A 720-nucleotide genomic window follows, 5' to 3' on the forward strand; every position below is an offset into this window, starting at 1 on the left:
GAAAGACCCCGGCTTCTTCCTCGCCCACCCCAAAACCATCGCCGCCTTCGGCCGCGAATGCACCAAAGCCGGCATCTACCCCACCAGCGTCGACCTCGCCGGCCACCAAGTCCCCTCCTGGCGCGGCGTCCCCATCCTGCCCTGCAACAAAATCCCCGTCACCGACACCCGCACCAGCTCCATCCTGCTGATGCGCACCGGCGAACAAAACCAAGGCGTCGTCGGACTCCACCAGTCCGGGCTGCCGGATGAATACCAGCCCGGACTCAACGTGCGGTTCATGGGCATCAACGACCAAGCCGTCATCTCCTACCTCGTCTCCGCCTACTACTCCGCCGCCGTCCTCGTCCCCGACGCCCTGGCAGTGCTGGAAAGCGCCGAAATCGGCCGGGAGGGATGATGCCCGAGCCCGCCACCCCGCCACGCACCCCCGAGACACCCGGCCGGCCACCGGTGCTGCCCGCCTCGGCGTTCGGACCGACCGGGATCGGCACCGCGGCCGCCCGGATCGTCCCGCGCACCGGCGACGCCCGCCCACCCGAGACCGACCGGCGGGTGACCCCGTGACCGTGGCCTCTTCGGTGCAGCTGTCGCTGAGCGTCACCGCCGCGCGGACCCTGACCACCACCACCAAAACCCTGCCGCAAATGCGCGGCATCACCACCCGCTGGCTGCTCTCCCAGCTGCCCTGGGTCGACGTCCCCGCCGGCTCCTACCGGG

At 70.3% G+C, this 720-nt stretch carries 1 protein-coding gene and 2 pseudogenes; all 3 read left to right on the forward strand.

Features of this window, described 5'->3' with window-relative positions; genetic code table 11:
* Positions 1–400 (forward strand): annotated as a pseudogene (locus H5965_RS45985) (Crp/Fnr family transcriptional regulator); the annotation flags it as partial.
* Positions 400–567: a hypothetical protein gene (locus H5965_RS45990; protein WP_310977643.1), complete on the forward strand. Its 168-nt coding sequence runs from the start codon at positions 400–402 to the stop codon at positions 565–567. The pseudogene H5965_RS45985 and the gene H5965_RS45990, both read left to right, overlap by 1 nt.
* Before the next feature lie 14 nt (positions 568–581).
* Positions 582–720 (forward strand): annotated as a pseudogene (locus tag H5965_RS45995) (Crp/Fnr family transcriptional regulator); the annotation flags it as partial.

The organism is Amycolatopsis sp. 505, from assembly GCF_031625235.1.
Taxonomy (GTDB): Bacteria; Actinomycetota; Actinomycetes; order Mycobacteriales; family Pseudonocardiaceae; genus Amycolatopsis.

Excerpts from the sequence above, each read along its gene's own strand:
- H5965_RS45990 (WP_310977643.1), top strand. The coding sequence starts at position 400 with ATGCCCGAGCCCGCCACCCCGCCACGCACCCCCGAGACACCCGGCCGG.